The organism is Chloroflexota bacterium, from assembly GCA_020161265.1.
GTDB lineage: Bacteria > Chloroflexota > Chloroflexia > Chloroflexales > Herpetosiphonaceae > Herpetosiphon.
The window spans coordinates 254,232-278,368 of record JAIUOC010000004.1; the positions used below are offsets into that span (position 1 = coordinate 254,232).

At 50.6% G+C, this 24,137-nt stretch carries 21 protein-coding genes and 1 other annotated feature; of the genes, 12 read left to right on the top strand and 9 right to left on the bottom strand.

The genetic code is table 11. The annotated features are described in order from the left end of the window. Position 1 precedes the first annotated feature (1 nt). From LCH85_11015 to LCH85_11030, 4 genes are read right to left on the bottom strand one after another with little or no spacing between them, the layout of a single operon-like run. Positions 2–1,120: an AAA family ATPase gene (locus LCH85_11015; protein MCA0352513.1), complete on the bottom strand. Its 1,119-nt coding sequence runs from the start codon at positions 1,118–1,120 to the stop codon at positions 2–4. 16 nt (positions 1,121–1,136) lie between these two features. Then, entirely contained in the window at positions 1,137–2,519 is a 1,383-nt protein-coding gene (locus LCH85_11020; protein ID MCA0352514.1) for a VWA domain-containing protein, read from the bottom strand. Beyond that, positions 2,516–3,853: a hypothetical protein gene (locus tag LCH85_11025; protein ID MCA0352515.1), complete on the bottom strand. Its 1,338-nt coding sequence runs from the start codon at positions 3,851–3,853 to the stop codon at positions 2,516–2,518. The genes LCH85_11020 and LCH85_11025 overlap by 4 nt, the downstream gene beginning before the upstream one ends. Next, positions 3,853–4,332, bottom strand: a complete 480-nt coding sequence (locus LCH85_11030; protein ID MCA0352516.1) for a hypothetical protein — start codon at positions 4,330–4,332, stop codon at positions 3,853–3,855. The genes LCH85_11025 and LCH85_11030 overlap by 1 nt, the downstream gene beginning before the upstream one ends. Positions 4,333–4,499: 167 nt before the next feature. Here LCH85_11030 and LCH85_11035 point away from each other — a divergent pair, with 167 nt between their 5' ends. Continuing rightward, entirely contained in the window at positions 4,500–5,414 is a 915-nt protein-coding gene (locus tag LCH85_11035; protein ID MCA0352517.1) for an ADP-ribosylglycohydrolase family protein, read from the top strand. Positions 5,415–5,525: 111 nt separating this feature from the next. Continuing rightward, on the top strand, positions 5,526–6,155 hold the full coding sequence (locus tag LCH85_11040) for a hypothetical protein (protein MCA0352518.1): 630 nt from the start codon (positions 5,526–5,528) through the stop codon (positions 6,153–6,155). Between the two features lie 43 nt (positions 6,156–6,198). Here LCH85_11040 and LCH85_11045 read toward each other — a convergent pair whose 3' ends face one another. From LCH85_11045 to LCH85_11060, 4 genes are all read right to left on the bottom strand, one after another. Then, a complete protein-coding gene (locus LCH85_11045) occupies positions 6,199–7,155 on the bottom strand; it encodes a transglutaminase family protein (GenBank protein ID MCA0352519.1) in 957 nt (318 codons plus the stop codon). Between the two features lie 27 nt (positions 7,156–7,182). Next, entirely contained in the window at positions 7,183–8,103 is a 921-nt protein-coding gene (locus LCH85_11050; GenBank protein ID MCA0352520.1) for an ADP-ribosylglycohydrolase family protein, read from the bottom strand. Between the two features lie 8 nt (positions 8,104–8,111). Continuing rightward, positions 8,112–9,056 (bottom strand): alpha-E domain-containing protein, encoded by a 945-nt coding sequence (locus LCH85_11055; protein MCA0352521.1) that lies wholly within the window; start codon positions 9,054–9,056, stop codon positions 8,112–8,114. A 170-nt stretch (positions 9,057–9,226) separates the two neighbouring features. Then, positions 9,227–10,669 carry a circularly permuted type 2 ATP-grasp protein gene (locus tag LCH85_11060; GenBank protein ID MCA0352522.1) on the bottom strand — a complete coding sequence of 481 codons (1,443 nt, stop codon included), beginning with the start codon at positions 10,667–10,669 and terminating at the stop codon, positions 9,227–9,229. A 255-nt stretch (positions 10,670–10,924) separates the two neighbouring features. On the opposite strand from LCH85_11060, the gene cdaA reads away from it, so the two are divergent. From cdaA to LCH85_11100, 8 genes are all read left to right on the top strand, one after another. Continuing rightward, a complete protein-coding gene (gene cdaA / locus LCH85_11065) occupies positions 10,925–11,728 on the top strand; it encodes a diadenylate cyclase CdaA (GenBank protein ID MCA0352523.1) in 804 nt (267 codons plus the stop codon). Further along, on the top strand, positions 11,725–13,104 hold the full coding sequence (locus tag LCH85_11070) for a hypothetical protein (protein ID MCA0352524.1): 1,380 nt from the start codon (positions 11,725–11,727) through the stop codon (positions 13,102–13,104). Before cdaA ends, LCH85_11070 begins: the two co-directional genes overlap by 4 nt. A 205-nt stretch (positions 13,105–13,309) precedes the next feature. Next, entirely contained in the window at positions 13,310–13,666 is a 357-nt protein-coding gene (gene rplS, locus LCH85_11075; GenBank protein ID MCA0352525.1) for a 50S ribosomal protein L19, read from the top strand. A gap of 81 nt (positions 13,667–13,747) precedes the next feature. Continuing rightward, positions 13,748–14,398 (top strand): methyltransferase domain-containing protein, encoded by a 651-nt coding sequence (locus LCH85_11080; protein MCA0352526.1) that lies wholly within the window; start codon positions 13,748–13,750, stop codon positions 14,396–14,398. Between the two features lie 75 nt (positions 14,399–14,473). Next, positions 14,474–15,097, top strand: a complete 624-nt coding sequence (locus LCH85_11085; GenBank protein ID MCA0352527.1) for a ribonuclease HII — start codon at positions 14,474–14,476, stop codon at positions 15,095–15,097. A gap of 55 nt (positions 15,098–15,152) precedes the next feature. Continuing rightward, positions 15,153–15,695: an SH3 domain-containing protein gene (locus tag LCH85_11090; protein MCA0352528.1), complete on the top strand. Its 543-nt coding sequence runs from the start codon at positions 15,153–15,155 to the stop codon at positions 15,693–15,695. A 10-nt stretch (positions 15,696–15,705) separates the two neighbouring features. Continuing rightward, a complete protein-coding gene (gene trpB / locus LCH85_11095) occupies positions 15,706–16,905 on the top strand; it encodes a tryptophan synthase subunit beta (protein ID MCA0352529.1) in 1,200 nt (399 codons plus the stop codon). A 40-nt stretch (positions 16,906–16,945) separates the two neighbouring features. Then, positions 16,946–18,559 carry a hypothetical protein gene (locus LCH85_11100; GenBank protein MCA0352530.1) on the top strand — a complete coding sequence of 538 codons (1,614 nt, stop codon included), beginning with the start codon at positions 16,946–16,948 and terminating at the stop codon, positions 18,557–18,559. Between the two features lie 188 nt (positions 18,560–18,747). On the opposite strand, the gene trpS is transcribed toward LCH85_11100, so the two are convergent. Further along, positions 18,748–19,734 (bottom strand): tryptophan--tRNA ligase, encoded by a 987-nt coding sequence (gene trpS, locus LCH85_11105; GenBank protein MCA0352531.1) that lies wholly within the window; start codon positions 19,732–19,734, stop codon positions 18,748–18,750. Positions 19,735–19,780: 46 nt separating this feature from the next. Further along, positions 19,781–20,024: a binding site (T-box leader), on the bottom strand. Between the two features lie 348 nt (positions 20,025–20,372). Between trpS and LCH85_11110 the strand changes: the two genes are divergently transcribed. Both LCH85_11110 and LCH85_11115 read left to right on the top strand, forming a co-directional pair. Continuing rightward, positions 20,373–22,121: an ABC transporter ATP-binding protein/permease gene (locus LCH85_11110; protein ID MCA0352532.1), complete on the top strand. Its 1,749-nt coding sequence runs from the start codon at positions 20,373–20,375 to the stop codon at positions 22,119–22,121. Between the two features lie 188 nt (positions 22,122–22,309). Then, positions 22,310–24,121: an ABC transporter ATP-binding protein/permease gene (locus LCH85_11115; protein ID MCA0352533.1), complete on the top strand. Its 1,812-nt coding sequence runs from the start codon at positions 22,310–22,312 to the stop codon at positions 24,119–24,121. The last annotated feature ends 16 nt before the right edge of the window (positions 24,122–24,137 follow it).

Genomic DNA, 24,137 nt, shown 5'->3' on the forward strand with positions numbered 1-24,137 from the left:
TTTACCCCTCGATGACCTTCATTGCATCCTGACCGCCAGCCATGAAATCACGCCATTCACCTTGGTGTTTTTCGCTGTGTTTGGCCACCACGCTATGCCAAAATTTGTTCATCACGGCGATATCTTCGGGGCGGCGACGAACCAATGTGCCTACCAACGAGCGTCCAAGAATTTCTGGGGTGAGGCGTTGCTCGCCAAAGTAAGTCGAATAGAGCACTGCATCTTCCAGCACGCCAATTTGTTCAGCGGTCGAGAGCGCTGATTCAAGTTTGGCATCATCGGAGCTAGCACTGGCACTGGCTTCGCGCAAATCGGCGAAGGTTTGCAGCAAAACATCGAGCAAGGTTGGGGCAACGTCGATTCGCACTTGTTGGCGCTCCAAAAGCTCGGTCGTGCGAAACAGAATAATTTCGCGTTCTTGCTTTTTGTTGGTGACAACCGGAATATGCACAAAATTGAAACGCCGCTTGAGTGCCGACGAAAGGTCGTTAACCCCGCGATCACGGCTGTTGGCAGTGGCAATGATGTTAAAGCCTTGCTTAGCAAACACCACATTATCGTTGCGCAATTCAGGAATCGAAATATATTTTTCACTCAAAATCGAGATCAGCGCATCTTGGACATCGCTGGTACAACGGGTTAATTCTTCAAAGCGACCCATCGCACCAAGTTGCATGCTAGTCATAATTGGCGAGGGAATCATCGAATCACGCGATTGGCCAGCGGCAATCACCATAGCAATATTCCACGAATATTTAATTTGATCTTCGGTTGTGCCCGCTGTGCCTTGCACAACGTAGGTTGAATCGCCACAAACTGCTGCCGCCAGCAATTCGGCCAACCAGCTTTTGCCCGTGCCAGGATCGCCAATCAACAACAAACCGCGATCCGAGGCCAAGGTGACAATCGCCCGCTCGGCAATGCTGGGGTCGCCATACCATTTTTGGGCAATCTCGCGATCAAGCTTTTGAGCAGGGGTACTGCCAAGCACGAAGGTGCGCACCATCTGGGGCGAAAGTTGCCAGCGAGCAGGGCGTTGACCGTTATCCCGTTCGGCCAAATAGCGCAATTCTTCGGCATATTTGAGTTCAGCGGGCAAGCGCAAAACGGTATCAGACATTATGACAACTCCTTCATTACAAGGTAATAAATTGCTTAATTTGTTCGATCAGCTTGCGAGGGCTGCCAGCAAAAATTGGCCGACCCATCTCTTTGAGCTTGGTGCGGAACCAATCGTTGACGCTGAAATAGCCTGAACTGGTGACCGCCCCGACTGGAATAAAATGCACACCCGATTCGATCATGGATTTGATTGAATCCAACAGCACTTGATCCGAACCACCTTCGTAAAAATCGGTGATCAGCACCACAGCAGTTTTGCGTGGCTCTTGAATTTTTTCGCTAGCAAAGAGCAACGCTTCGTTGATGCTTGTACCGCCACCAAGCTGAGTGCGCAGCAACACCTCAAACGGGTCGTGCACCCACGGCGTGAGATCAAGCATGCGCGTGTCGAAAGCAATCAAATGCATATCGACATGCGGCAAGCCAGCAAAAATCGAAGCCAGAATGGTGCATTGCACCATGGCATCAACCATTGAGCCAGATTGATCGACGACCACGATCATGCGCATTGGTGTGCGTTTTTTGGCAGTTTGGCGATAGTACAAGCGATCGACATACAAGCGACCTTCATTGGAATTCCAATTGGTCAGATTGCGCCAAATTGTGCGTTTCAAATCGAGGTTGCGAAACACCCGCTTGGGTGGTACTGAACGATCAATTTTGGCTGAAACGGCTTGCATCACCTGCAAACGCAACACATCAGCCAATTCATCGACATATTGCTTGATTAAACGTTTGGCATTGATTAAGGCATTGCCCGAAAGATGGCTTTTATCGCGCAGCAATTGCTCAACCACCGCCATCGAAGGCGTAAGCTGGGCGGCAAGCCGATTATCTTGTAGCACTTCGCGCAAGGCCATGCGCTTGATCAAATCTTTTTCCAGCCCTTGGATAACTTGGCGCAACTCTTCTTCGGAGAGATCGAAGCCTGAGCCAACGCCCTGCCCACCTTGCAAACCACCAGGTTGGCTGGCTTGGCCTTGACCAGGCTGGCTTTGGCGCAACGCTCCAGGCTGAAACCCCAAACAACGCTCAAGATGCGCCACATCTTTGAGCCATTGGGCATACTCGGCAGCGCTGATCGAGCGTTTTTGGGTTTGGGGTCCAAAGACATTCAGCAACAACTTCGAAATAATTAACGAACGGCGCAAAGTTGTAGGATCTTGGCGATCATCAAGCTCGGTCAGGTTGAACTCTGGCTCAAGCTCAGGGTAACGTTGAAACAATTGATCCAGCGAGAGCGTTGGATGCAAAATCGACTCAGGCAAGGCCAAATCTTGGGCAATTTCATGGCTCATGCTGTCGAAATTTTCGCCCTGCTGGTCGTAGCCAAACATAGTGCTGAGCATGCGCCAATAGAGCACTTGGCGACGATTTAATAGCTCGGATTGGTTCATGATTTCTCCCTGAGCAAGCGGCTAGCACGCTCTTTGAGAATGCCAACAGCATTATTTTTGGGCGCTTTCTTGAAAACTTTGCCGTTTTCTAGCCCAATAAATAGTGGCTTGCCTTTTTTCAAGCTGGTTGCCAAAGGTCGCAGCAGCCATTCGCCAGCATCGTAGCGCACCAAACCAAACAAACGCTGAGCCGATTCAAGCACCGCCAAATCGATTTCAGTGCCGTTGATTAGACCAAGTTCAAACTTGAAACTGTGTTCGCCAGCGGTTATTGTGCAAGCTTCGGTAGTTTGATTGAGTTGATAGTTGCTCAAAACAACTGGCTCGGCCACATGGACTGGGTGGCGTTGTTGGGCTGCAAGTTGGGTTTGGGCAATCGCTTGTTTGGGGTCCAGGCCAAAATAGCGTTCGGCCACATCCAGCAAATCATATTTAGCACCCAAACTAGCGCTCTGCGCATCCCACAGCAATTGGCCTGTCGGCAAGCTCGCTGCATCGCGCAACACTAAGGCTTTGGCGCTGCTCAGGCTATCGAACAACAGGCTCAACTCAGGAAACAGCAACCACAATTGATCCTGCTGAATTGCCGCAACTTTATAGGCCGATTGGCTGATTGTAGCCAAACTAGCCTTAGAATCGGCCTCAAGCACAGCATAGACCACCAGACTAACCAGTGTGGAATGTTGTCGCCATTCGATGCCCAAGGGGTACAGCGTACCACTGACAGGTTGAGTTGGTGGGGTTGAATTCAGGCTGAGGGTCGAAAGCATGGCTCGCGTCCACAAATCGCTCCAACGAAACAATGGCAATTGTTCAGGCTGAAGTTGCAATTCATGCAGCCAACCAGAGAGAATCGCCGAAGTACGCAGATAATCGGGGTTAGTTTGCAGTTGGGCGAGGGTTGGCGTAAAGGCGTTGATCATCGCTGGCTCCAGCCGCGAAAAGCCCATTACTGCTAAATCGGTCAGCCAATGCTGCACGCTACCCAACAAGGGCGGAGTTGCGGCAAGCACCACGGCTTTTGATGTTGATTGATCATTGATTGGGCGACCAAGTTGCACCCGAATTTGCTGCGAAAGTTGATCATGCTGGGCGGCTTGCAGCGCTGCACGGGCAACCGCCAGCAACATAAACGCAGCTGGTTGAAACACACCATTACTCAAATCAGTCACAGCACTGAGCATCGCCTGCTCAAATGGCGTATTGCGGTAAACTTGAGCCAGCCGTTGCAAACTGGTTTGATGGCTATGATTGAGATTGGTAAAGCCTGCCAACAACAGTTGATCGATCGCTTGGATGAGATCGTTGCTCGCGCTAAATTCCGCTGATAGCATCACACGCCCCCTGCAAACCAATCCATCTCGGGCAGTGGCATTGAGCTGAGCGGAATTTCGAGCAATTGGAGTGAGCCAAGAAAACGGCTAAAAATTGCACCATGAGCTTGATTGGTATTATGGCCAACAATCCGCAAGAAATCGCCCAAATGGTTGATTTGGGCTGGATCGTGAGCAGATTGCAGATATTTCAAAATGCCTTCGATGCCAAATTGCTTAATGCCTTCGCCCAGCAAATTGGTGAGATGTTTGCAAGGGCTGCCACGCAAACCACCACAGGGGCGATTATTGTTGGTGCTACAGTAAAAATTGAGGCTGCGAGCCTCGAAATATGCCACATACACCCGCTGAATATCCGAGCCACTCGAAACCACGCCTTGCAAACGTCCATCGGCAAGCTCCACAAAGGGCACTTCTTGGACATTGCGTTTATCGGTTTGGCGGAAGATTTGGGGCGGGTTTAGTGATGAGGGAATCATCAAGCCTCCTTTGCGCTATGCAACACTCGATTAATGCTGTATCAACTCTTTATTTCAGCGCAAGCCTAGCATACCAAGTTCCTGTGACAGTCGCAGTCACAGTTAAGGCAAGCGGCCTAGCCTAAAATAGCCTATCATGCCAGCAATATGTGTGTGAGGTTGCTTGAATGAATGCTGATTCTGCATTGCTGCGTGCTCAAATTGCGCTCGAAGGCTTAGCGGTTGGTGACGCATTGGGAGGCTTTTTCGAGTTCGCCCATTCGACATTGCCGGCGCGGGTACGATTGCGCCAAGTGCCCCAAGGCCCATGGCATTGGACTGATGATACTCAAATGGCGGCTTCAGTATTTTCAATATTACGCCAAACCGCAACTATTGATCAAGACTTATTAGCCCAAAGTTTTACGCTGCATTATGAACGTTCACGCGGCTATGGCCCAGCTACCAGAGCCATCTTAGGCCGAATTCAGCGTGGTCGAAATTGGCGCGAGGAAGCACCTAGTTTGCATCAGGGCCAAGGTTCATTTGGCAATGGTGGAGCGATGCGAGTAGCGCCAATTGGAGCATTTTGGGCTGATAATCTGCCGCTCGTGGTGCAGCAAGCGGCGGCCTCTGCTGAAATTACCCATGCCCATCCCGAAGCGCAGGCAGGAGCAATTGCCGTGGCGATTGCTGCCGCTTTGGCTTGGCAAATGCGACAAACCACACAGCCAAACCCTACCAAATTTTTGCAACTCATTCAGCCGTGGGTTCCGACAAGCCAAGTCGCCGAGGGCTTAGCTGCGGCAATTCAGCTTGATTCGGCAACGCCAATTGCGACAGTTACTGCTAGGTTAGGCAATGGTAGCAAGATTTCAGCCCAAGATACCGTACCATTTGCCTTGTGGTGTACGGCCCAGCATTTAGCCGATTTTGAGCAAGCAATCTGGTTGACCTTAGAAGGCATGGGCGATTGCGATACCACATGTGCGATCGTTGGGGGCATCGTAGCTACCTATACTGGAATTGAGGGCATACCTGCTGCGTGGCGTGAAGCAAGGGAAGCATTGCCAGCTTGGGCTTTTGCTGAGCAGTTAAGCTAAATCCATTGGTTAAATTCAAAAAACGAATTATCATAAAGATACAGCTAGTTTAAGCGTGAATGCGCAACAAGTGTGGTGTAGAATCGCTGATGGTCATCCAAGGGGGCATATTTGAGAACCAATTTTGTGTTGATCGACTATGAAAATGTGCAACCAGCCACGATCGAATCATTAAACCACGAGCATATTAAACTGCTAATCTTCGTGGGAGCAAATCAGACCAAAGTGCCGATTGAGATTGCGGTCGCGCTTCAGCAGTTAGGCTCACGCGCCAGCTACATCCAAATCTCTGGTAATGGCAGTAACGCGCTCGATTTCCACATTGCATTTTATATTGGCCAATTAACGGCTCAAGAACCGAAGGCCCATTTTCATATTGTTTCCAAGGATACGGGCTTTGACCCTTTGATCCAGCACCTCAAAACTAAAAAAATATCGGTAAAGCGGGTTCAAAGCATCAGCGATATTCCCACAGCACAGCTAGCGCAAGCTGTAAAACCACCTAAACAACAGATAGTCCAAACCTCAGCGCAGCCTGAACAAATTACATTAATTGTTACAAATCTCAAACAGCGTGGTAGTTCAAAGCCTGCGACTGTAAAAACTCTAAGTAGCACGATCAGCTCGATCTTCGCAAAAAAACTATCGGAGTTAGAAATCGCATCGCTGATCAACCAGCTAAAAATTCGCGGAATCATTCAGGTCAATGATACGAAGATCAGTTACAAACTGACAAGTTAAAGCATGGGCAATTAATTACCCATGCTTTTGATTTAGATAAAGCTTACTGTTGTTGCTGCATTTGTTGCAACACCGCCGCCACGTCGCCGCCCTCAACCACCGACCAGCCTTCTAGTTGCGATGGTTGATCGGCTTGTAATGGCTCGTCGGCAAGGCACACTTGGACAGCTACTTCAAGTGTGCTTTGGGTTTCGCCCTTGAAAATGCCATGGGTCGGCGGCACATCAGCATAATCACGGCCAAGCGCCACCCGAATATGCCGATCGGCTACCACCACATTGTTGGTTGGATCAAAGCCAACCCAGCCAAGGCTTGGCAACCACGCCTCGACCCAAGCATGCGAGGCATCAGCCGCCGAACGCACGCTATCGTCGGTGCGATGAAACAGATAGCCACTCACATACCGCGCCGGAATTTGCAACCAGCGCAACAAACTGAGCATAATATGGGTGTAATCTTGGCAAACGCCGCGACGTGTGGCTAAAGCCTCGTCGATTGGCGAATCAGCGCGGGTACTCTGTGGAACATACTCGAATCTATCATAGATTGCTTGGGTAATTTGGCGAATCAACGTGAGTGGGTCGAGCTGTTTGCTCAGGCCAATTTCGCTAGCGAAGGCTTGGAGCAAATCGGTTGAGCGCACAAATTGGCTAGGGTTGAGATAATCCCACTCGTGGCCGTTCAAGGCATGATCTTCCAAAACTTGCCAGGTACTAAGATCAAGCGTGAAATCATCGGCTGGCGCTTGAATCCGATTTTCGACATAGGCTTGGGTGATAATTTCAAGCTGAGTATGCGCCCGTGGAATTCCAAAATGATGCACCGTATTGCCTTGCGAATCGTAATACACCAAGACTTTCGATTTTGGCTTGGTGGTTATGTCAAACGATAAGCAGCGTTGATCGCCCTCGGTGCGCGGTTGTTTACGAACTTCCATCATACTTTCGCTAATTGGGTTGCTATAGCGAAAGCGGGTAACGTGGCGAATGGTGTAGTACATAGCACCTGCCAAACTTCAAGCGTGAAATCAAATAGTTTCGAGGCCAAGGCTGGCCAAAAACCAGCTTGGCAAAGGTTCGCGGGCATGCAGCCATGGCGGTGGAATACAATCGCGGCCCAAAGTTCCCGCCAACAAGCCACCGACAATCGCGGCCATTGAAGTAAAATTGCCGCCAGCTGCACACACCTGCTCGATCGCCGCAGCATAATCATCGCGATAATGCACAGCACACCACAAGCACCACGGTACGGTAGCCTGGGCGCTATGCTGATAGCCATTGCTCAAACGTAAAGCAATGTGATGCCACATTTGGCGATCATTCATCGCCGCAGCTAAGACCAAACGATGCTCAAGGCTGCTACTTGGCACATATTGCCCAATCTCGGCCAAGATTGCCGAGGGCTGGCGCAGCGGTTGATCACGTTCGCGCCAGAGAATTGCGCCTGCCACCGCCACCGCCACCGCTCCCGCCACCGCCTCAGGATGGGTATGGGTGGTGAGCGCTGAAAGTTGAGCTTGTTGGGCAACCTCGCTCAGCGGAGCATCAGCCAAAAATAAGCCCAACGGAGCCACCCGCATAGCCGCGCCAACGCCAAACGAGCCTTGGCCATCGAATAAGTTTTGAGCATCGCTCATCACGGCTGCGCCATCACGCGGCTTGGCCAACAATTGATGCATCGAGCTGCCATAATCACGAACTGGGGTGTAGCGCAAGGCCAAATCGGCGGCCAACGCCGCACTATGCACCGCGCCATAATGCCATAATTGATCAACCAACGAACATGCCATCAAGGTTGCGTCTGTCCACAGCCATGGTGCTGGCAAAAGGCTGGGCTGGTCGGCAACGGCAAGCCCAGTTTGAACTTGCTGCCAAAGCTGTTGACCATAGGCCTCGCCCACCGATAAGCCCGTTAAGGCCGCCAACATGCGCTGTTGTGCTGCTGTCATGATCATCCTTATACCAATGCTGTCTCCACCGGATAACTAATAAAGGTCTGATAGACGTTGGTATGAATTTGTTGGCATTGCTGTTGAATGGTCGCTAAATAGCCGCTCAAGCCATCGGCCATAATCTCGTCAACTTGTCCATAATCCAAGCTTGCTTGTAAGCGTCCCGCCAAGCGTTTGACCCGATCGCCACGCCGTCCGACTGTATTGGCGGCAATTGCTTGAATCGAGGCCGCAACTTGGTCGGCGGCAAAACGCACCGAACGCGGCGATTCAGCGTTCAACAACAAAAATTCAGCAATTCGTTCTGGCCGAATATCAGCAGTATATACATTACAATAGGCCTCGAATGATGTACAGGACTTTAGCAACCCAACCCAATCTAAATAATTGGTTTGATCATCGGGTTTGCCCCCAGTTTCAGCAAAATGCACATCGAGCAAAATCGCCGTGGCCATGGCCCGCTCCATAAATTGGCCTAAACGCAGCCAATGCCAGCATTCGCCATGGCTCAATGTCGCAGTCGTAATGCCTTGAAATAGATGAATGCCCTCTTTCAACACATTATGCAGAAATTCATGTGGCTCCTGCCACATCTGATCCATCGTTGTGCGTTTGACCTGCAAATAGACCCGATTGAGTTGTTCCCACATTTCCGAGCTAATTTGTTCGCGCACTTGGCGGGCATTCTCGCGGGCAGCGCCAATTCCACTGACCAATGAGCTAGCATTGCTCACATCAAAGGTCAAGGCCTGCACCAACGCATAAGTTTGGGGAATACCCTCGTAATTCCAAGCCAAGTAGGTTTGCATGCGCTCCCAGCGACGTTCGGCAGCAGCCGGCGTTTGGTCGAGCATCAACGATAAATTCACATCAAGCAAACGGGCGGTATGCTCGGTTCGCTCAAGGTAGCGGCCAATCCAATATAAACTATCAGCAACCCGCGATAACATCAGCAACCCCCTGTTTTAATGATGATCCACGAAGGAGATAGGGCTATTGGCTATTGGCTTTTGGCTAGAGAAGCCATTGCACCCTCAAAAATATCCTGATAGCCTATAGCCATATGTTCTATGTTCTATGCTCTATGTTCTACGCTCTTTTCATCCCTCATACTTCATCCTTAATAAAGCACCCATGTATCTTTGCTGCCGCCACCTTGCGATGAATTGACTACCAACGAGCCACGCCGCAAGGCTACCCGCGTCAGGCCGCCAGGCACAATGCTAATTTGATCGCCAAACAAAATGTAGGGACGCAAATCGACGTGGCGCGATTCGAGTTTGCCATCAATAAAACAGGGAGCTTTGGAAAGCGCAAGGGTTGGTTGGGCAATGTAGTTGCGTGGGTTGGCAATAATGCGATCGCGAAACTGAGCGCGTTGCTCGATTGTGCTATGTGGCCCAATCAGCATATCGTAGCCGCCCGATTCACCGACCGCCTTAACCACCAATGAATCCAAATTATTCAACACATGCTGGCGTTGGCGATCATCGCTGAGCAAGAAGGTTTCAACATTGGGCAAAATCGGGTCTTCATCAAGATAAAATTTAATCATCGCTGGCACATAGGCATAAATCGCTTTATCATCGGCAACGCCTGTGCCCAAGGCATTGGCCAAGGCCACATTGCCAGCACGATAGGCATTCAACAAGCCTGCCACGCCCAGCACTGAATCAGGTCGAAAGGCTAAAGGATCGATAAATTCATCATCGACTCGCCGATAAATCACATCAACACGGCGCAAACCAGCGGTAGTCCGCATATACACCACATTATCGTGAACAATTAAATCGCGGCCTTCGACCAGCTCAACCCCCATCTGGCGGGCCAAAAAGGTATGTTCGTAATAGGCTGAATTAAAGACCCCAGGCGTAAGCAGCACAATCGTTGGGTCGCTGCGGCCTTGCGGCGCTAACGATCGCAACGTTGCCAACAAGGCTTGACCATAATGGTCGATCGAGCGCACCCCATAGCTCGAAAACAACTGCGGAAACACCCGTTTCATCACCAAACGATTGGCCAGCATATACGACACGCCACTGGGAACCCGCAAATTATCTTCTAGCACCGCAAATTGGCCGCTTGGCAAACGGATCAAATCGGTTCCAACGATCGAAACATAACGATCGCGTGGCACGCTAACCCCTCGCATTTGGCGCGAGAAATGGCGACAGCTATAGACCAATTCGCGCGGCACAACTCCCGCTTTTAGAATTGTTTCCTCGTGGTAAATATCGCGCAAAAACAAATTTAATGCAGTAACCCGCTGCGCCAACCCACGCTCAATCGTATCCCACTCTTTAGCCGTCAACAGCCGTGGCAGCAAATCATAGGGGAAAATGCGCTCAGTGCCTTCATCGCGACCATAGACTGTAAAGGTAATTCCTTGATTGAGAAAGGCCAAATCTGCTGCTTGCTGGCGACGAGCCAACTCATCAGGCGGCAACTCGCGCAGCCGTTCCGAGAGCAGCCGATAGTGTGGACGAGGCGTGTTTGGGCCAAGAAACAACTCATCGTAAGCGGTTTCGAGTTGATACTGACGAAAAGGGGCTACATCGGGCATAGCGTGCTCCTTGCAGTCTGTTCAGCATTGAAGGGATTTGAGGCAACATCGCCGCGTTGGGGGGAAAGAAGATGGCCTATAGTACCGATCTCCACAGATTTCGTCAAGCACCTAGCTACGTACTAGGCTCGTTGAGCGGCTTGGTTGGCCCAAAACCGCGTAGATTAAAACTTGCATAGATAGCCTGATCAGTGTAAGGTACAGGCGCGATGTCCAGCCCAGGTGCGTTGGCTGGCGGTGTCGAGGGTTTCAACTGTGCCAAGCTTCCAGCAGATTTGGGAACGAGTTTCTTTCTTAGCAGCCCTAGATATTCTGCTTGTTGCTGCCTTGATTTTTTGGCTGCTCGGAGTCATTCGCGGCACTCGTGCAGTGCAATTATTACGCGGGGTCGGCATTTTAGTCGTCGTAGCGCTGCTGGCTGGCTCAACCTTGCCGCTTACCACGTTGCGCTGGATCATTCGCGAAGCCCTCAGCCCAGCTCTCTTTGTGGCAATTCCGATTCTATTTCAGCCGGAATTACGCCGCGCCCTTGAGTCGTTGGGACGCACTGGCGAATGGTTTAATCGCTTTGGCAGCACCAATCGCTCCGATGTTGAGGAGATGATTAACACCATTTCGCGGGCAGCCAAACAATTATCACAACAAGGCATCGGCGCATTAATGGTGATCGAACGCGACACTGGCTTGCAAGAATATGCCGACCGTGGCGTGATCGTCGATTCGCGCATCTCCGTGCCCTTGCTGGTTAATATTTTCTTCCCCAACGCGCCGCTCCACGATATGGCGGTGATTTTTCGGCGCAACCGCATTTTGGCCGCCAACTGTGTGCTACCACTCAGCGAAAATGTGGTTGGTAGCACGCGCTATGGCACGCGCCATCGTGCCGCTTTAGGCATCAGCGAACAATCTGATGCAATTTCAGTGATCGTTTCAGAAGAAACTGGCAGCATTTCGATTACTCACGATGGCCGCATGGTACGCCATTTAACTGAAGGTCGTTTACGCAAACTGCTGGCTGGCTTATTGCGCGTCGAACTAAGCGAGGAAGAAGAAGTATGAGTAAGCTTGCAGGTAGCCCATTACGCGCCTTCGTTGCCGCAGTCTTGGCCAGCATCATTTGGGTGTTTGTCAGTTTCACCGAAAATCCGCAGCAGGTTACGCCATTTACCAATTTGCCAATTCGCGCCGAGGGGCTGAGCAGCAATTTAACCTTAGTTGATGGCGAAGGTCGGCCAATTCCCGTGCCCGATGATGTTGTTAACCTGAATGTTTCTGGCCCCCAAGATACAATCACCCGCATCACTAAGCAAAATGTCCAACCATTTATTAATATCGCAGGGCTAGAGCCAGGCTCACATGAAGTTGCAGTGCAAGCTCGCAGCATTCCTAGCCGCTCCGATCTCGATTTTCAGAGCTTTCAGCCCGCCACAGTTTTAGTCCAGATCGAGCAGATCATCACGGCCTCGCTGCCATTGACCATCACCACGGTTGGTCAGCCACCAACCAGCTATGAAGCCAGTTTGCCAATTGCCAGCGTTAATGGCGAGATGATCAAACAGGTGACAATAACTGGGCCAGCCAGCCAAGTTAATAAGGTCGTTGGTGGCGAAATTACGCTTGATCTTTCGTCGCAAACCAGTAACTTGCGTACTCGCCGCAATATTATCGCTGTCGATATTGCTGGGCGAGATGTTGAAGGCGTGACAGTTAGCCCTGAGTTAGCTGATATCGAAGTGCGGATTTTATCCAGCAGCGGGATCAAACGTGTGCCAATTATTTACACAACCCTCAACAGTCCACCAGCGGGCTACCGTGCTGAGGTAGTGCTTGAACCAGCCTTCGTAACATTAATTGGTAGTGCGCAGCGCTTAACCGAAGTTGAATTTGTTGAAACCCAGCCGCTCAATTTGCCCAATAGCACTCAAAGTTACACTGCAACGATTAAATTGCGCTTTCCGATTGGGGTAACTCCGCGCGATGCCCAAGCCGCCGATAGCACGATCGCCACGATTCGCTTTGTGCCAATTAGCACCGAAATTGTGCTCAACCTGCCGCTCGTCCCGCGCAATTTGCCTGCTGGCCTCGAGTTGAGTTACCAACCCAAACAGCTTGAAGTAACCTTGCGTGGCAACGCTCAAAACCTGCAAAACCTCAATAATTTGGCGTTAGTGTTGGATTTAGCTGGACGGAATGCTGGCAGTTACAGCATTCAGCCCAGCCTTAATCTGCCAACGGGCATCACATTAGCCAAACCATTGACTGCAATTTCAGTAACTCTAAGTGCGATTATCGTACCCACAGCTGAGCCAACCAGCCCGATTGAACCGACTGAGCCAGCAACTACGCCAATCGCCACCCCAACCGTGACCGAGCCAATTAGCCCAACCGAACCAATTAGCCCGACCGAGCCAATCTCGCCAACATTAACGCCCTAGCGATTTAAATGATGATCATAGTTGCCATAAGGGGTGAGCTATGCTATAATCGCGCGGTCAATTGATTGGCACGAAAAGAAACGGCGTGTGAAGTTCACACGCTTGTTGTTTGTCCAGCGACCGTATCCGCTGTATGCCAATGAACTTTAGCGATTAATCAGCGCCGAGAGATACGGCTCTACGCACTAGAAATAAAGGCAGAGCAATGCAACAGGCTCCCGTTATTCACGAAATTGAAAACGAATATCTGCGCAAAGATGTGCCAGAATTCCGCGTTGGCGACACGGTTCGCGTTAGCGTCAAAGTTGTTGAAGGTACTCGCGAACGGATTCAAGACTTTGAAGGTGTCGTAATTCGCCGCCGCCGCATGGGTGTCAACGAAAACTTTACCGTGCGCCGGATTGCCTCACACGGTATTGGTGTTGAGCGGACATTCTTGCTGCACTCACCCCGGATCGACGGCGTGAAATTGGTACGGACTGGTAAAGTTCGCCAAGCCAACCTGTACTACCTGCGCGGTCGCACTGGTAAAGCCGCTCGGATCAAAGAACGTCGCGGTTAATCGTTTTCGTTATAGCTGCAAAACCCTGCGCGGGTGTGGGCCAAGCCTGCACTCGCGTTTGTATTTTTGGGAGCATTGACGATGCTGCAACGAATGCAAGCGTTGGTTATTTGGGCTTTTGAGCGTTTTTATCACGAAGCGGCCTTTACTTATGATCTGGTTGCATGGCTCATGTCACAGGGCTATTGGAGCCAATGGGTATTGGCAGCCTTGCCTGAGGTTGCCGATCAGCGCTTGCTGGAGCTTGGCTGTGGCACGGGCTATGTCCAACAAGCTCGCCAACATCAACCAAACCTTACAATTGGCCTTGATGAATCGCGCCAAATGTTGGGTTTGAGCCGCCGCCGAGCGCCCCAAGCCACGCTGGTTCGGGCAGTTGCCCAAGCCTTACCCTATGCTGATGCCAGTTGGTCAGCGGTGCTTTCGACCTTTCCAGCACCTTATCTATTTGATCGACGCACTTTGGCCGAATTGCAACGAATCCTAACCAGCGATGGCAAATTGTATATCGTCGATGGCGGCAGCATTCCCAATGGCCTATATGCACTGATCATCGGGTTAATTTATCGGCTGGTGTTTGGGCGACACAGTAACCCTGAAGCGCTAACCAGCCAACTTGACCCGCGCATCCAGCGTTTACAAGAAGAAGGCTTTCGCGTCAGCAGCCAAATCAAACAGGTTGGGCGCTCGCAAGTCCAAATTTTTATCGCCGAAAAATCCAATCACTTATAAATTAATCCTTTTGGCCATAGGCTTATTCAGATCAAGCCTGATCCCTAGCCCCTGGCCGCTAACCCCTCAATAATTATGACAATTGGAATTTACGAAGAACAACAACTTTGGCACAAGGGTGCGCAAATCGTCGCCGGAGTCGATGAAGTTGGTCGCGGCTGCTGGGCTGGCCCAGTTGTCGCCGCTGCCGTCAGCTTCCCAAGTCATTTGCTCAACGACCCTGTGGCCTTGGCAGGCATCAACGATTCGAAAACCTTGAGTGCCGAAGCTCGTCAGGCAATGGCCCAACAGATTCGCCACTTGGCCAGCGGGATTGGCCTTGGCGTGGTTTCGGCCCATCTGATCGATTTATTTGGGATTGCTGAAGCTACCAAATGGGCTATGATGCATGCGGTTTTGAGCCTGCCAAGCTTGCCCGATGGCTTAGTGATCGATTGGGTTAAATTGCCCGAATTGCCATTATTACAACGCTCGCTGCCTAAGGGTGATGCAATCAGCATTTCGGTGGCAGCGGCCTCGATTATTGCCAAAGTCTATCGCGACAACTTGATGCATGAATACGACCAACGTGACCCGCGTTATGGCTGGGCCGCGCATAAAGGCTATGGCACAGCCCAACATCAACGAGCCTTGGCAGCCCACGGCCCATCGGGCTTGCATCGACGCTCGTTCAAGCCACTAGCAGCCTTCGTTGATTGACAAAATCGCCAGAGAATGATACTAAGGTCAAACATGGCTTTTATGGAGTGTTGATATGCCTTCGCCATATTATGATCAGGGACGGCGTGATGCGGAAAATGGCACGCTGAATCAATTGTTTTATCACACCTACCACGATTATAAACGTGGCTATGATGAAATTGTGAATGGCCCACCCAAACCAAAGCCAAATTTCCTCTTTTTCTTGATTCCGGCGCTACTGCTGGTGGGGCTGGCTGGCGGTTGGTTTCTACGCGATCGCGGCGTTTTGAGCACGCCACCAACTCCGCTGGTTGTGATGGTGACGGTAACGCCAGTCACTGCTTCGCCGACCTTCCCACCATTTGCGATTGCCACTCCTGCCCCACCAACCCCAACTCAACTGGTGATTGAAATTGGGGGCGAGGCGATCACCCTCGAACAAGTGCGCATCCGGCCTGATCCCAGCATTCAAGGTGAGCCGATTGGGGCGCTTGATCCAGGCGAGCTGATTACGATCATCGATGGGCCACGCCAAGGCGATGATTACACCTGGTGGCTGATCGAATCGGCAATTGGCCAAGGTTGGGTTGCTGAAGATTTTATTCAAGCACGCTAAAGGAACAATTATGACCGATCACGCTGTTCTTGATGAATTAAATGGCCGCTATGGGGATTTCGGTGGACGCTATGTGCCTGAAACCTTGATGGCCGCGATCGAAGAATTAACCGAAGCCTTTTTTCGGATTCGCACCGACCCTGAGTTTCAGGCCGAACTCCAACATTTGCACCAGACCTATACGGGCCGACCAACTGCCCTAACCTATGCCCGCCGCTTGACCGAGGAATTGGGTGGTGCTCAAATTTGGCTCAAACGCGAAGATCTGACCCACACTGGCGCACATAAAATCAATAATGCCCTGGGTCAAGGCTTGTTGGCCAAACGCATGGGCAAGCAGCGGATCATCGCTGAAACTGGCGCTGGTCAGCATGGCGTTGCCACCGCCGCCGTTTGTGCGCTGCTTGGGTTGCAATGTGTGGTCTATATGGGCACCGAAGATATGGAGCGCCAAAAGCCCAATGTCTTTCGCATGCGCTTGCTAGGAGCCGATGTACGTGGAGTTAGCACTGGCTCGAAAACCCTCAAGGATGCAGTTAACGAAGCCATGCGCGATTGGGTCAGCAACCCCGATTCGTACTATTTGCTTGGCTCGGCGCTTGGTCCACATCCCTACCCATTGATGGTTCGCGAATTTCAAAGCATCATCGGGATTGAAGCCCGCGAGCAAATTTTAGCAGCAACTGGCAAATTGCCCAACACGATTATTGCCTGTGTTGGTGGTGGCTCGAACGCTATCGGTATGTTCCACGCCTTTATCAACGATGAACATGTTGATTTGCGAGGGGTTGAAGCTGGGGGTCATGGAATTGAACTTGGTCGCCATGCAGCGCGGTTTGCAGGCGGGCGCTTGGGCGTTTTCCAAGGCACCCGTTCGTATGTGCTGCAAAATAGCGATGGTCAAATTGCCAATACCCATAGCATTTCTGCTGGCCTCGATTATGCTGCTGTAGGCCCAGAGCACGCTTGGCTCCACGACGAAGAACGGGCTTTCTATACCTATGCCACCGACGAAGAGGCCTTGAATGGTTTTCAAATGCTCTGTCGAACTGAAGGCATTATCCCAGCCTTAGAATCGTCGCATGCGATTGCCGAAGCTGTACGTTTAGCCCCAACCATGAGCAATGAAAGCATTATTTTGGTCAACCTGTCGGGGCGTGGCGATAAAGATATTTTCACCGTTGCAGATGTATTGGGAGTACAAATGTAGCGGAATGGCTTCGAGCGAAGCCAATGTGTAAGGAGTAGTTATGGCTCAATCGTGTGTCGTTTGTCGAGCCGCGCTTGCCGATGGCTCGGTCTATTGTTCTGAATGTGGCTCGCGGCAGCCCGCCGCAGGTCAATCAACCCAAGTACTGGGTAGCGGGGTTTTTGGGTCGCAGCCCCTACCAAGCGGCAGCGATCATGATGATTCGCCATATGCACCACGGCGGAGCGGCACGCAACCGCTGAATGATCCACCAACCCAAGTCGTCAACAACTACCAAAGCCCTAGCTCAACCAGCAATTTTGGTGGCTTTGGGCAAGGACCATCAACTCAACCTAATTTTCCGTTGCCTCAATATACCCCACCGACCCCACCCAACTATGCCCAACCTACTGCAAAATCGAATAAGCTTGGGCGTTGGTTGATTGGCGGCGGTTTGGCTTTGCTATTGGTAGCGGGCGGCGCAGGGGCATATTATTTCCTCGGCAACAACGATTCAAACAATGGCGGTAGTGGCAATGTTGCGACTGGCCCAACCTGGACTCCGATTCCAACCAAAATCGCTGAGCCAACCGAACAAGCCGTAGGCGATCCATTGGTTGAGCCAACCAACGAGCCAACTGTCGAGCCAACCCAAGGCCAAAGCGATCCAGTTGATCAACCAACACCAACCAATGAATCCAACGATTTGCCAACTCAAGCGGCTGGTGGTAGCGCCCCAACTGATCTCACTGGCGAGCTGATTTATCTTGATGATAGCTTTGAATTGGTGCGCCAAACCATGAGCACTGGCTCAGTCAGCCCGCTTGATCTTGGCGGACAAGCCTATTACAACGATTTATTGAGTTGGTCGCCTGATGGCAAAACTATGGCCTTTTTTGTCCGCGATGGCGCAAAAACCAATATTTATTTAGCTGATGGTGATGGCGCGAATATCCGTAGCGTGATTGAATTGCAGGATGTGGCTCCCCAAAGCTTGAGCTGGTCGCCTGATAGTAGCAAATTTGCCTTTGTCACTAGCGACATCGATTTTGAAACCAAGGAAGATCAAAATCTCTATGTTTTTGATCTGACCAGCAATAGTGAAAAACAATTGACAACCACGGGCTTGATCGATTTTGAGCCCTTGAGTTGGTCGCCTGATAATCAAACGATTTTGTTTGCTGCTGGTCAGGATGGCATCGAATTCAGTGTGATTAATGCTGATGGCAGTAATCAGGCCAAACTCGCCGATGTGTTTACTTCTGATGCATGGTGGACCAAGGATAGCAAAATCATCTACGACGATTTTTGCGATCGTTCAAACTTTGATCGGGGAGTTTGTTTGCTCGACCCAGCCACGGGCGAAGTTGAAACATTGCAAAAAATTGGCGATTTTTACCTGAGCGGAATTTCGCCCGATGCCAATTGGTATATGCTCGATAATTATAATGATGGCTCGTTGTTGCTGATCAATGCCGATACTGGCGATAAAGAATTAGTTGCACCACCAAGCAGCGGCGGCTCATATGAAATTCGGGTGTGGGGCAAGTGGTCACCTGATCGCCGTTATGTAACTTATGAAACGATTGGCCAAGGCACGTTTATCTATGAAATTGGCTCGGGCCAAGCCGCCGCACCTTTCGTCAATGGCTCAATCATTGAATGGCTGCCGTAATTAGGGATGAAGGAAATTTTAACCGCGAAGGACACGAAGAACGCTAAGTTTGTTTAAGGATCATGGCTTGTTTAGACATACAGTAGGCTAATCCGATAGATCTGTGCTCTTCTGTGGCTAAAAAGCAATCTTCGTGCACTTCGTGTCCTTCGCGGTTACTGTACTCCTGCTCCCTGACCCCTTAAAAATTAGCGCAGCCCAAGTTGTTGATAGGCCCGTAACAAGGTAGCATTGGCAACTTCAGCAGCGCGTTCAGCGCCGCGCTTGAGAATCCCATCGAGTTCAGCTGGATCAGCGGTGAGCTGATTGTAGCGTTGTTGCAATGGCTCCAAGGTTGCAATCACCACATCAGCGACTGCACCTTTGAGCTTGCCATAGCCTTGGCCTTCAAATTCAGCCTCAATCGTGGCTTTATCTTTGCCAGTCAAGGCTTGGTAAATCCCCAAAAGATTGTTGACCCCAGGTCGGGTTTCGTCGAATTTGATTTCGCTGCCCGAATCGGTGACCGCCCGCATCATGGCCTTGCGCGTCGCCTTCAAATCGCCCAATAAAGGAATTGAATGATTGGCAGCTTTGTTGCTCTTGCTCATTTTCTGGGTTGGGTCGTCGAGGCCCATCACCCGCGCCGCCACAGGTCGAATCAAAGCCTCGGGAATCACAAAGGTTTCGCCATAAAGATGATTAAAACGTTCGGCAATATCGCGAGTTAGCTCAATATGCTGACGTTGATCATCGCCCACTGGCACAACTTGGGTGTCGTAGAGCAAAATATCGGCAGCCATCAGCGTTGGATAATTCATCAAGCCAGCCGCTACGGTTTCTTGCTTTTGCGATTTATCCTTAAATTGGGTCATGCGATTCAACCAGCCCAAGGGTGTTTGGCAATTTAAAATCCAGCCTAGCTCAACGTGAGCTGGCACATGCGATTGGACAAAAATCGTGGCATGCTCAAGGCTAATGCCTGCGGCCAAATACAATGCGGCCAAATCACGCACATTTTTGCGCAACTCGGCTGGATCTTGTGGCACAGTGATCGCATGCAGATCGACAATACAGAAGAAATTATCGTATTGATTTTGCTCTTGGACCCAGGTATGAATCGCCCCCAAATAATTGCCAAGGTGCAAATTGCCCGATGGTTGAATGCCCGAAAAAACCCGTGGTAACGAACCCATAATGGCTACTCCGTCTAACTAAAACAAGGCCGTCTCTCGAATCCACATACGGGACGAGAGACGGCTTGATTCTCGCGGTACCACCCGAATTCGCAACCATCATCATGGTTACGCGCTCGCAGCCCGCTAACGGAGGCAATCACGGCTCAGCCTACTACTAGGTAGCAACCCAGATTCGGTGAGCAACTCAGCGGGCCATTCAGCAAAGACAGCTTGATTATCCTCGCAGCCAAGGGATAACTCTCTGAACAAGTGCGCTTTTGCTTACTCTTCCGCGTCAACGTCGTTTTCAATTGTTGGCTATTCTATTCAGCCTGTGCGTGCTTGTCAATCCGCCCAACGATTGAGCGGGTTAGGGGCCAGAATTCAGGGGTTAGTTTGAAACCGCGAAGGACGCGAAGCTGTTTTTTGCCACAGATTTATTTGATTAGCTTGCTATGCTCAACACCTGATCCCGAACCTCGACCCTAGTAGCCCTCATATGTTCTATGCTCTATCATACCAGCCCCTGACAACTGAACCCTGACCCCTCGTAAAAAATCTATCTGCTTATGTGCAATCAGTCATAAGTATGGCGGTAGCAAAGGTGTTTCAATGGTAAAATATCCAGCAGACGCTTCCAACTGGAAAGGGATTTCATGGCGCTTTCGAATAGTGAATTTGTAGTTGAACGATCGTGGAAGATCAATCGTTCAACGCCGTTGCGCTGGGTTTGGTCGCATGCGCGGCGCAATCTTTGGTGGATTATTGGGCTGTTTATTGGGGCATTTGGCAACGCATTATTCGCCGCTCAAGTGCCAGTCGTCACGGGCCAAGCCTTCGAGGCGGTTAAAGCTGGCGATAAAAATGGTTTGTGGTGGGCGGCTTTACTGATTGTTGGCGGGCAATTTTTGCGGGCATTTGTCCAGCTATTGCGCAATTTCTCCTCAGAAGTGATCGGTCAACGGCTCGAACGCGATGTGCGCGATGAACTCTACACCAGTTTATTGGGCAAAAGTATGGCCTTCCACGATAGCCAACCAACGGGTGATGTGATGGCCCGCGCCACCAATGATGTGCGCGAAATGAACCTGATGCTCAATCCTGGGGTCAACTTGGTGGTTGGCTCGGCGATGTTTTTGATTATGCCGCTGATCGCCTCGCCTCACCCACAACTGTTGGTTGTGCCAATTCTATATTTGGTGTTTTATGGGCTGTTGGTTTGGCACTATTTACGCCAACTCAAGCCTGTCACCACGGCAGTACGCCAAAGTTTTGGTGAACTCAACGCCACCTTAGCCGAAGCAATCGACGGCGTAGAAACGGTCAAAGCCACCGCTCAAGAAGAGCGGGAGCGCAATCGATTTCGGGCAGCCGTCAGCAAATGGCGCAATGCATTTGTGGCCCAAGGCAATGTGGAAGCGGTCTTTTTACCAGTCTTATTGCTTGGTTTAGGCCAAGGCTTGGGCTTTATCCATAGCCTCATCCTGTTTCGCAATGGCCTGATTAATGTTGGCGATGTCGTTTCATTCAATGGCCTATTGCTGTTGTTTGGCTTCCCAACTTTTACCGCCCAATTTGCCTACTCGCAGCTTTCGAGCGGCCTTGCAGGCGGGCGACGTATTTTAGAATTAATTACGACAGAAACTGAGCTTGACGAAAATGCCCAAGGTTATGCCGAGCCAATGCGCGGCGAAATTGTCTTTGAGAACGTAGCCTTTGGCTATCATAGCGAGGTTGATGCAGTGCAAAAAGTCAGTTTTCGAATTGAGCCGGGCCAAACAGTGGCCTTAGTTGGTCAAACTGGCGCAGGCAAAACAACGCTGACCAAATTGCTCAACCGCACCTACGATACCCGCGAAGGTCGCATTTTGATCGATGGCGTTGATGTGCGCGATTGGAATTTAGCAGCTTTGCGCCGCCAAATCTCAATCATCGAGCAAGACATTTTCTTATTTTCGCGCTCAATTGCCGATAATATTGGCTTTGGTGTGCCCAACGCTACCCGTGAGCAAATTATCGAGGCCGCCAAAGCAGCCCAAGCCCACGATTTTATCGGGCGACTCGCCGATGGCTACGATACGATCATCGGCGAACGTGGCGTGACGCTCTCTGGTGGGCAACGCCAACGCCTAGCCTTGGCACGGGCCTTCTTGACCGATCCCACAATTTTGGTGCTTGATGATTCGACCAGCGCGATCGACAGCGCGACTGAAGATCGAATTCAACAAGCGATTGAACAAGCCTCGCAAGATCGCACCACAATTTTGATTACCCATCGGCTTTCGCAAATTCGCTGGGCCGACCTGATCATCGTGATTCGCAAAGGCACAATTAGCGCTGTTGGCACACACGAAGATCTCATGCAGCAATCCGAAGCCTATCGGGCAATCTTCGCTAAATTATGAAGGATGAATTATGAAGGATGAATATGGGGTTTAAGCTTTCATCCCTCATCCCTCATCCTTTCCAAAAAAGCCTATCGGGCAATCTTTGCCAAATTATGAATTACGAAGAATGAATTATGAAGGATGAATATGGGGTTTAAGCTTTCATCCCTCATCCCTCATCCTTCATCCTTTCCAAAAGGGTGCTTATGTTTGCAGGATTAGATACCGAAAATTATGATCGTCAGTATGGCGACCGCGAATTAATGGGGCGTATGTTGAGCTATTTTCGTGCTCATCGGCGCACCGCATTTTGGACGATAGCCCTGATTTGTGGCTTGGGCTTACTCAATACTGTACCGCCATTTTTGGTCGCCCAAGCCGTTCAGCGGATTGGCGAAGCCAACCCCGATTGGAATTTTATCTGGTTGCTTGCCAGCGGTGGGGTGGTTTTTGGGGTGCTGCAATGGGCTATGGGCTGGTTGCGCCAACGCATGACCGCGCAAATTGTGGCCGATGTGATTAGCGCTCTACGCAATGATGCCTTTAACGCGGCTATCAGCCATGATTTATCGTTTTTTGATGAACTGCGTTCAGGGCGGATTATTAGTCGCATCACCTCGGATACCCAAGAATTTGCCCAAGTTTCACGCTTGATCATCGAAATCGTTAGCCAAGTACTCACGGTGATTGCGCTATTGGTCTATTTGCTTAGCGTTTCAGTACCGCTCAGCTTGGGGATTATTGGCTTCACCCCGATTGTGATTGGATTGGCCTTGGGCTTTCGGCGTTTGGCACGTTTCGTCACGCGTAAAGGCTTTCAGGTGCTGGGCGAAGTTAATAGCTCAATTCAAGAAGCAGTAACGGGGATTAGCATCGCCAAGAATTTTCGCCAAGAAGCGCGAATTTATGGTGAATTCAGCGAGATCAACCAACAATCGTATGGGGTTAACCTGCGACGTGGTTTTGTGCTCTCGAATGTGTTCCCAACCTTGAACATTGTTTCTGGTTTTGGCACAGCGGCCTTAATTTATTGGGGCGGCTTGTCGGTGATCGATCTTACAATTAGTTTGGCAGCTTGGTATGTTTTCGTGCGCTCGGTTGATCTCTTTTGGTTTCCCTTGCTAAACATCTCGGCTTTTTGGAGCCAATTTCAGGCTGGCTTGGCAGCGGCTGAGCGCATTTTTGCTTTGATTGATGCCGAACATAGCGTCAAACAACACGATCAGCAAACCACCAAACGTCTGCGCGGTGAAATCGTGTTTGATCATGTTGAGTTTCGTTATGGGCGCAAAGAGCCTGTGCTCAACGATTTTAGCCTGACGATCGCGCCAGGCGAAAGCATTGCCTTGGTCGGGCATACGGGCGCTGGCAAATCGAGTATCGCCAAATTGATCACCCGCTTTTATGAATTTCAATCAGGCAAGATTACCGTCGATGGTCATGATATTCGCAGCTTGGATTTGCGTAGTTATCGCCAGCAATTGGGAATTGTGACCCAAACGCCATTTTTATTTGATGGCACAGTTGCCGATAACATTCGCTATGCAGCGCCCCAACTGAGCGATGCCGAACTTGAAGCAGTTGCCAACCAAATTGGCGGTGGCGAATGGCTGGAAACCTTGCCCCAAGGCTTGCAATCGCAAGTTGGCGAGCGCGGCAATAAACTTTCGCTTGGGCAACGCCAGTTGGTGGCCTTGACGCGGGTGTTGGCGGCGCAACCAGCGATTTTCATTCTCGATGAAGCAACTGCCAGCATCGACCCATTTACTGAAACCCAAATTCAACAAGCCATGGATTTGATTCTTTCGCGCTCGACGGCAATTTTAATTGCCCATCGCCTTTCAACCGTGCGCTCGGCAGATCGGATTATTGTGCTGAATCAAGGCCAAATTATCGAAGAAGGCAACCACGATCAGCTGATGCAGCAAGGCGGGCATTATGCCGATTTGTATGATACCTACTTCCGCCATCAATCGCTGAGCTACATCGAATCGCGCGGGGCAGTGCGCAGCGTTTAGCAAATATTTCGATTTG

Coding starts and splice junctions, on each gene's coding strand:
- LCH85_11100 (MCA0352530.1), top strand. CDS start 16,946: ATGGCTCAATCGTGTGTCGTTTGTCGAGCCGCGCTTGCCGATGGCTCG.
- trpS (MCA0352531.1), bottom strand. CDS start 19,734: ATGGGTTCGTTACCACGGGTTTTTTCGGGCATTCAACCATCGGGCAAT.
- LCH85_11115 (MCA0352533.1), top strand. CDS start 22,310: ATGTTTGCAGGATTAGATACCGAAAATTATGATCGTCAGTATGGCGAC.
- LCH85_11070 (MCA0352524.1), top strand. CDS start 11,725: ATGAGTAAGCTTGCAGGTAGCCCATTACGCGCCTTCGTTGCCGCAGTC.
- LCH85_11050 (MCA0352520.1), bottom strand. CDS start 8,103: ATGACAGCAGCACAACAGCGCATGTTGGCGGCCTTAACGGGCTTATCG.
- LCH85_11020 (MCA0352514.1), bottom strand. CDS start 2,519: ATGAACCAATCCGAGCTATTAAATCGTCGCCAAGTGCTCTATTGGCGC.
- LCH85_11025 (MCA0352515.1), bottom strand. CDS start 3,853: ATGCTATCAGCGGAATTTAGCGCGAGCAACGATCTCATCCAAGCGATC.
- LCH85_11030 (MCA0352516.1), bottom strand. CDS start 4,332: ATGATTCCCTCATCACTAAACCCGCCCCAAATCTTCCGCCAAACCGAT.
- rplS (MCA0352525.1), top strand. CDS start 13,310: ATGCAACAGGCTCCCGTTATTCACGAAATTGAAAACGAATATCTGCGC.
- LCH85_11035 (MCA0352517.1), top strand. CDS start 4,500: ATGAATGCTGATTCTGCATTGCTGCGTGCTCAAATTGCGCTCGAAGGC.
- LCH85_11055 (MCA0352521.1), bottom strand. CDS start 9,056: ATGTTATCGCGGGTTGCTGATAGTTTATATTGGATTGGCCGCTACCTT.
- LCH85_11060 (MCA0352522.1), bottom strand. CDS start 10,669: ATGCCCGATGTAGCCCCTTTTCGTCAGTATCAACTCGAAACCGCTTAC.
- LCH85_11045 (MCA0352519.1), bottom strand. CDS start 7,155: ATGTACTACACCATTCGCCACGTTACCCGCTTTCGCTATAGCAACCCA.
- LCH85_11090 (MCA0352528.1), top strand. CDS start 15,153: ATGCCTTCGCCATATTATGATCAGGGACGGCGTGATGCGGAAAATGGC.
- LCH85_11080 (MCA0352526.1), top strand. CDS start 13,748: ATGCTGCAACGAATGCAAGCGTTGGTTATTTGGGCTTTTGAGCGTTTT.
- LCH85_11015 (MCA0352513.1), bottom strand. CDS start 1,120: ATGTCTGATACCGTTTTGCGCTTGCCCGCTGAACTCAAATATGCCGAA.
- LCH85_11085 (MCA0352527.1), top strand. CDS start 14,474: ATGACAATTGGAATTTACGAAGAACAACAACTTTGGCACAAGGGTGCG.
- LCH85_11110 (MCA0352532.1), top strand. CDS start 20,373: ATGGCGCTTTCGAATAGTGAATTTGTAGTTGAACGATCGTGGAAGATC.
- trpB (MCA0352529.1), top strand. CDS start 15,706: ATGACCGATCACGCTGTTCTTGATGAATTAAATGGCCGCTATGGGGAT.